We start from the raw sequence: 6,561 nt of genomic DNA, 5'->3' as shown, positions 1-6,561 counted from the left end.
TTACCTTCCGGCGTAACGGCTGCATGGGCAACAAACATCTTAACCATCAGCGGAACTCCTACAGCTTCAGGAGTATTTAACTACAGTATTCCTCTTTTGGGAGGATGCGGTAATACTATAAATGCCACCGGAACGATTACTGTTTCAACACCGGGTACTATAATGCTAAGTTCCGCAGCGGGTACAGACAACCAATCAAAAAATATCAATAGCATCCTTACCCCTATAACCTACGCTACCACTGGTACTACGGGAGCTGCTGTTACAGGACTGCCTGCCGGTGTTACGGGAAGTTTTGCTTCGAATACGATAACTATTGCTGGTACTCCAACAGTTTCAGGAACATTTAATTATTTAATAACCCTAACAGGAGAATGTAATACTACTATAAGCGGAAAGATCACTTCATTATGTGAGCCCATTACAGGTGTAATAAAAATCATTAATGAGCCAACAACACCAATCAGCTATCCATTTCAGTTTTCAGACTCCGGCACAGTTAAATTAGCAGCTTGTACCAAAACAGGATTTCCTAATACATTTTATGCGGCAACAGCAACATTAAGTGTTGGTACTATACTTTATACAAACGAAGCCCTAACAACTCCTTTGGCATATGGAAGCTTATGGTATAAGAACCAGGCCAATGGAACCTCATACAAAGTAGACAGTTCCGGGAAAATAGTCACGATTAGTACTTGTGGTTCAGGGTCTGATCCTGATTCCGGCCCTGGTTATGCATTTCAATTTTCACAACCCAGACTCAAAAGAGACTGTGGAGCGACTACTTTCCCGGTAACCTACTACGCTGCTACAAATTTTGTAGGTGTTGGGACAACTCTTTATACCAGTAAAAGTTTAACAACCGCTTTGGGCAGTGGCTACTGGGTTAAACTTGCTGATTCAAATTTTGCTTACCTAATTGGCAATGGAGGCATACTATCCTCAGAAGTAATTTGCAATACGCAATAAAAAAAAGAAGAAAATAAAAATGAATAGATGAATTTGTTGATAAAGCAAAGAATCTTAATTAAAAAATTATGACAAACATTTTTAAAATAAAAAAATACTGGATTACTACCTTAAGTATGATGTTATTATCATTAGCTTCTTTTGCTCAGAACTATGACGATAAAACTATTGGTTTTGACCTGGTAAGGATTACTGCATCACTAAAAAGACATGGTGTAAAAGAGGAAAATTTACAACAACAAATTGCTTTTGCCCGTAAGCAGCTTACAGATCAGTTTATTAAATCAAGAGCAAGTCAAGAACTTCTTGTAAAAAAAATAAAATCTGAGTGGAATTCTAAAAAAACGGTAAGCCGTTCCACTGCAAAAACTGCAGCAGTGACAACAGCTGCAAGTGTACCGCAATCAGAAAGAGAAGCACTTATCGCTATCTATAATAATACCAATGGACCTAACTGGATTCTTCAACTACCAAATCACGGGATAGCCTGGGAAATTAATGATCCCGATTCTGACGTAGCAGGATGGTATGGCGTTAGAGTAGAAAATGGGCACGTAATTGGCATAGATCTTTGGAGAGCTAGGTTATCGGGATCATTACCAAATGAAATAGGACAATTAACCCAATTAAAAAGCCTTGAAATAAGAGAGAGTAACTTATCAGGAGAAATACCACAGGGATTGTGTACCTTAAACAATTTAGAAATTCTGAATTTAAATGGTAATATTCTTCTTGAAGGATCTATACCTCATGAAATAGGTCAATTAGAAAACCTACAAATACTAAACTTACAAAACAATGGATTAACAGGAAGCATTCCGATAGAAATTGGACAATTAACCTCTTTAAAGTTACTAGATCTGGCAAGTAACAGATTTAGTAATACAATTCCATACCAAATTGGTCAATTATCTCTTTTAGAAAGACTAAATTTATCCTCAAACTACTATATAACGGGAGATATTCCTCTGGAAATATATAATCTTAGTCATCTAAAAGAGCTATATCTAGGTATCAATGAATTGACCGGAGGCATTTCATCTCAGGTTTCCAGATTGACTCAGCTTACAGATTTAAGATTTAACCACAATAATTTAACCGGTCTGATTCCAAATGAAATATATCAATTATCTAATTTGGAGTATCTCTTTTTAGGGAATAATGATTTAAGTGGAAACATATCTCCACAGATATCTAATTTAACTCAATTACATATACTTTCTTTAGAAAATAACAACCTGACTGGAACAATTCCTGTTGGAATAGGACAACTAAATCTGCTTCAGGATCTTTTTTTATCAGATAATAAGTTAACCGGAGGAATTCCGTCTGTACTTACAAGTTTACCAAATTTAAGATGGCTGGTACTTAATGCAAATCAATTTTCTGGTCCTATGCCAGACTTTACAAATTCTCCTTCGTTGTCTATTTTAGGATTTGAAAGTAATAATTTCCGTTATGCAGACTTTGTTAATGAATTTAACGCATATGCCAATAACCTTCAGTTTCTTTATTTTGTAAATCAGGGTAAAATAGATTCAGAAAAAACAATTACAGGTGCAGTTGGTGGTTCTGTTACATTAACCATGTATGAAGACAATAGATTTACCCCTGAAGAAACCTATCAATGGTACAAGGGTGTATCTCCGAATGGCGTTTTAATTGAAGGAGCCACTTCACGTAATTTTGTTCTATCCAATCTTGATTCGTCTAATGAAGGAGATTATTATTGTGTTGCAACACATCCTGAAATCAGTCTTAAATTAGATCCGTGGTACAGAACCCTTACATTAGAAAGAAACCCGATACATCTGGCAGTAACAAATTGTACCCCTGTTAATATGGTACTTAAAGTTTCTGAACAAAACCCGATGCAAAACACCAATGTAACATTTAGTCTTGAAACTACTGCAACAAGCCTAACTTATATCTGGAAATTTTATAACGCAAATAATGCATTAATTGACACTAAAACTTCTGCAACGGTTTTACAAAATTTTTCTACGTCTGGAATCCATAAAATAGTTTTAGAGGTTACTGATGCAACCGGATGTATGAGAAAGTTTGAGAAAAGCATCACAGTTATTGACCCTTGTTCCTTAACAACAGAAGAACGTTTAGGAAGAATATCCATCCCTGAATTTTATGGCAGTGGTACTGCTTTTGTTACTCTAAATGAGACCATAACTCCTGAACTTTATCTGTATTATCAAAATCCTGCAAAAACCTATACTTATAAGTGGAGCTTATTTAGCCCGAATGCTCAATTAATAAATTCAGGTACCGAAAGTACTTTTCCTATTGCTATAACAGCTGAAGGGTTTCATAGAATTGAATTAGAGATAACGGATACTAGCGATGGCTGTAAAACAAAATATACCAAACCAGTTGGAACATTAATACAAAACAGTTGTACTAATGAAAACCCAAAATCAATCGTAGTCCGCAACCTCTTAACAGATTTGATTAAGAAACTGGTTGCCCGCTCCATTCTGGGAGAAACAGATGAACAAATCAATAAAAGTTCGGCTAATAATGAACTGGTTTTATTGAAACCATATATTACCAATAGTACCGGAAATCAAATATATAATTATACGACTACGCGAAATGAATACAATCAAATTACAGGTATAAAATTTTCTTTTGCTCCTGAAAGAGATTTCGATATCAATATTTCAGTTCCAAACGGCATTTACTATTATGAAGGTGGTACAACTGAAGAATTATATTCAAATATAGAATATGAAATATACATTGATATCACACAATATAAGACGTCTTCTGATTATTTAACTTCATGTAAGGTTGATTATGGAGGAAGAATGTCCAATAAATCAGCCATTGTTTTTGAACCTAATGATTGCCGTCGTTCATCTGACATAAGGTATATTGATTTTTGTCCTGAAGATATAGAAACCACTTGTGTCAACAAACCCATAAACTTAACTTTTGAAACAGGATCTTCGAACCTTACTTACAGTTGGTACACTATTAAATCCGGAGATACACAACATCTTAACCCAATCACAAATACAACAGGCTTGTACACATTCACGCCTTCAACAGCAGGAACTTATACTATATACCTAAATGCTTATAAAAATAATGAGTGCCAGTTTGAATTTAAAAAAACTGTGCTTGTTAAATCGTGTGAACCTTTTATTTCCTGTACAAAATCAAATAGAAATTCTCCTGTAATCAAGAGCATTTTCACCACTTTGGTAAATAAATTACTAAGTCTTCCTGCAGAAGATATTACATACGGATACAACTGCGATGAATTAACTGCGCTTTCTCCTTACATTAAAGACCAATACCCGGGTATTTATAATTTTACACGGGATACAGAGCAGGGATTTGTTGCCTTTTCGTTTAACGATCACACTAACTATGATGTTAAAATTGCTGTAACCGGCAATACTGTTGCTGATTTTAACTTAGACAATTATGAGTCTGATACTGTCGAAACAGAATTGCGTACCGGTTTAAATGACCCTTTTAAAAGTGTTGTCAACCATATCGATTTTTGTTCAGCGTTGTATTGTGTTTCCCATATTGCATTCGTAGTAGACGAATCGGGGTCAATAGATACTACAGAAGCAGGTAAAATAAAGAAACAGCTTAGAAATTATATCCAGCAGCAAGCCAACGACAACGATAAACTGCAATCCAATGTTTACGTTTCCCTGATAGGAATGTCTGACAACGATTTCAACAACAGAACAGATCATATAAAACAAATAAGAGTGACTAATGAACCGGGAATATTAAAACAATTTAATGACTGGATTGATAATTACGGTTTAGTTAATGACAAACGTCGTGTAAGTGCTTCCTCTGATTACTGGAAAAGTGGTCTGGATGTAGCCCTAAGCTCTACAATGAAGCCTAGCGTAGTTATAATGATTACAGATGGATGCCAGACAGCTGATGTTGCTCAATTAAAAGAAACCATGTCAGGATTTAATAATTCCAAAAGTACTACTAATACCAGTACAGATAAGCCACATCTATATGTACTGGGAATAGAAAATGGTTTTTACGTTGATGCCGATAACTTTGGAGCTGCTTCATCGACTACACAAAACCCAAATAATGGTCAGACTACAACTTCTGTTATTGATTCCAAAGTTGTTCCCAACCTTAGAACATCACTTAAATATTTATTGGATTATCCTGTATCTGAATTCCCTCAGGAGGATATTAAAAATTTCCGTGATTTCGATTTTTATGGTTATGAAACGTTTAATCCTCTGGCAACTACCGAAAATCTAGCATTCTTGTCTGATAATCTAAAACTGTCCGGATTTTCGTGTGGAAAACCTACTGATAAAAATTACTGTTCTGACTGTCTTTCTTTTCAGCCTGTTCCCGGAAAAGAATATATGTTGAGTGTATGGGTAAAAGAAGAATCTACTGTACAAGTAAAAACGTATGAGAATGCAGCAGTCAATATTCATTTTTATAGTGATGCAGAAGCCAGCGAACTTCAAAAAATCAGCACACAAAAACTGATGGCAAGTGGTGATATTATTGATGGATGGCAAAGAATTACCGGCAAATTCCTGATTCCTAAGTTTACAAAAACAATCAGTATTGAACTTCAAAACAATAGTAACGGAATTGCGGCATACTTTGATGATATCAGGATTCATCCGCTTGAAGGAAGCATTAAAACATTTGTTTATGACCCTGAAACCTTTAAGCTCATGTCTGAACTCGATGAAAACAACTACTCTACATTTTATGAGTATGATAACGAAGGCGGTTTAGTACGTGTGAAAAAAGAAACGGCCAAAGGAATCAAAACAATTCAGGAAACACGTTCAGGTAATTTTATTAATACGACACAAAATTAAATTTATGCTATATAAATCCTTATTCATCATCAGCTTTCTGGCAACCACTGTAGTAGGGCATGCCCAGACTGTCAATGAAGTTTTGCAGCGAATGGGAAAACAATACAGCAGTGCTGAATCGCTGCAGTATAACTCAAATTATACTTTATATAAAACTGCGGAATCTAAAAAAATAGAGCAGTCTTACAAAGGGCTTTTTTGCAAAAATTCCCGTAACGAGATTTATATGAAAGTAGATCAGACAGAAATACTGAATTCTAAAAGCATAAACCTGAAAATCAATCATTCCGAAAAAGCCATATTGCTATCAGATCCATTGCAAAGTTATTTTGGAAACTTTGACATTAATCCCTTGCTGGATTTATGCACAATAGAGTCATTTAAAGATTTTAAAATATATTGGGAAATAATTCTAACTCCAAAAAAATATTCAAATCTTCCCTACTCTAAAATAGTGGTTCAGATATCAAAAAAGTATTTTTTACAAAAATCAGTTTTTTATTATAATACCGCCGTCAATTTTTCTAAAGATTACCGGTCACCAAAATCCTATCTGCCAAGATTAGAAGTGAGTAATTTCAACTTTAATCGAAAAGCAGTTAATGCATCACTTTTTGCAGACAAAACCTATTTCGATGTCCTAAGCAAAAATAAATACGTACCAACAGCCCGATTAAAGAATTATGAAATTATTGACCAACGAAACATTTCCAATAAATAAAATCAG

Annotated in this window: 3 protein-coding genes; all 3 read left to right on the top strand. The window is 34.8% G+C overall.

Going from position 1 to position 6,561, the window contains the following annotated elements; genetic code table 11:
• Window positions 1-972 (top strand): hypothetical protein (locus DMB68_RS23465; RefSeq protein WP_165830195.1); only part of this gene is annotated, 972 nt, incomplete at its 5' end.
• A gap of 68 nt (window positions 973-1,040) precedes the next feature.
• Window positions 1,041-5,834, top strand: coding sequence for a hypothetical protein (locus tag DMB68_RS22390; RefSeq protein ID WP_110348854.1), 4,794 nt, complete (start codon window positions 1,041-1,043; stop codon window positions 5,832-5,834).
• Between the two features lie 4 nt (window positions 5,835-5,838).
• Window positions 5,839-6,555, top strand: coding sequence for a LolA family protein (locus DMB68_RS22385; protein WP_124019465.1), 717 nt, complete (start codon window positions 5,839-5,841; stop codon window positions 6,553-6,555).
• Window positions 6,556-6,561: the final 6 nt, after the last annotated feature.

The sequence above is a fragment of the Flavobacterium hydrophilum genome (genome assembly GCF_003202405.1).
Lineage (GTDB): Bacteria > Bacteroidota > Bacteroidia > Flavobacteriales > Flavobacteriaceae > Flavobacterium > Flavobacterium hydrophilum.
The sequence above is the reverse complement of the archived record's forward strand: the minus strand, read 5'-3'. Positions and strand labels throughout refer to the sequence as shown.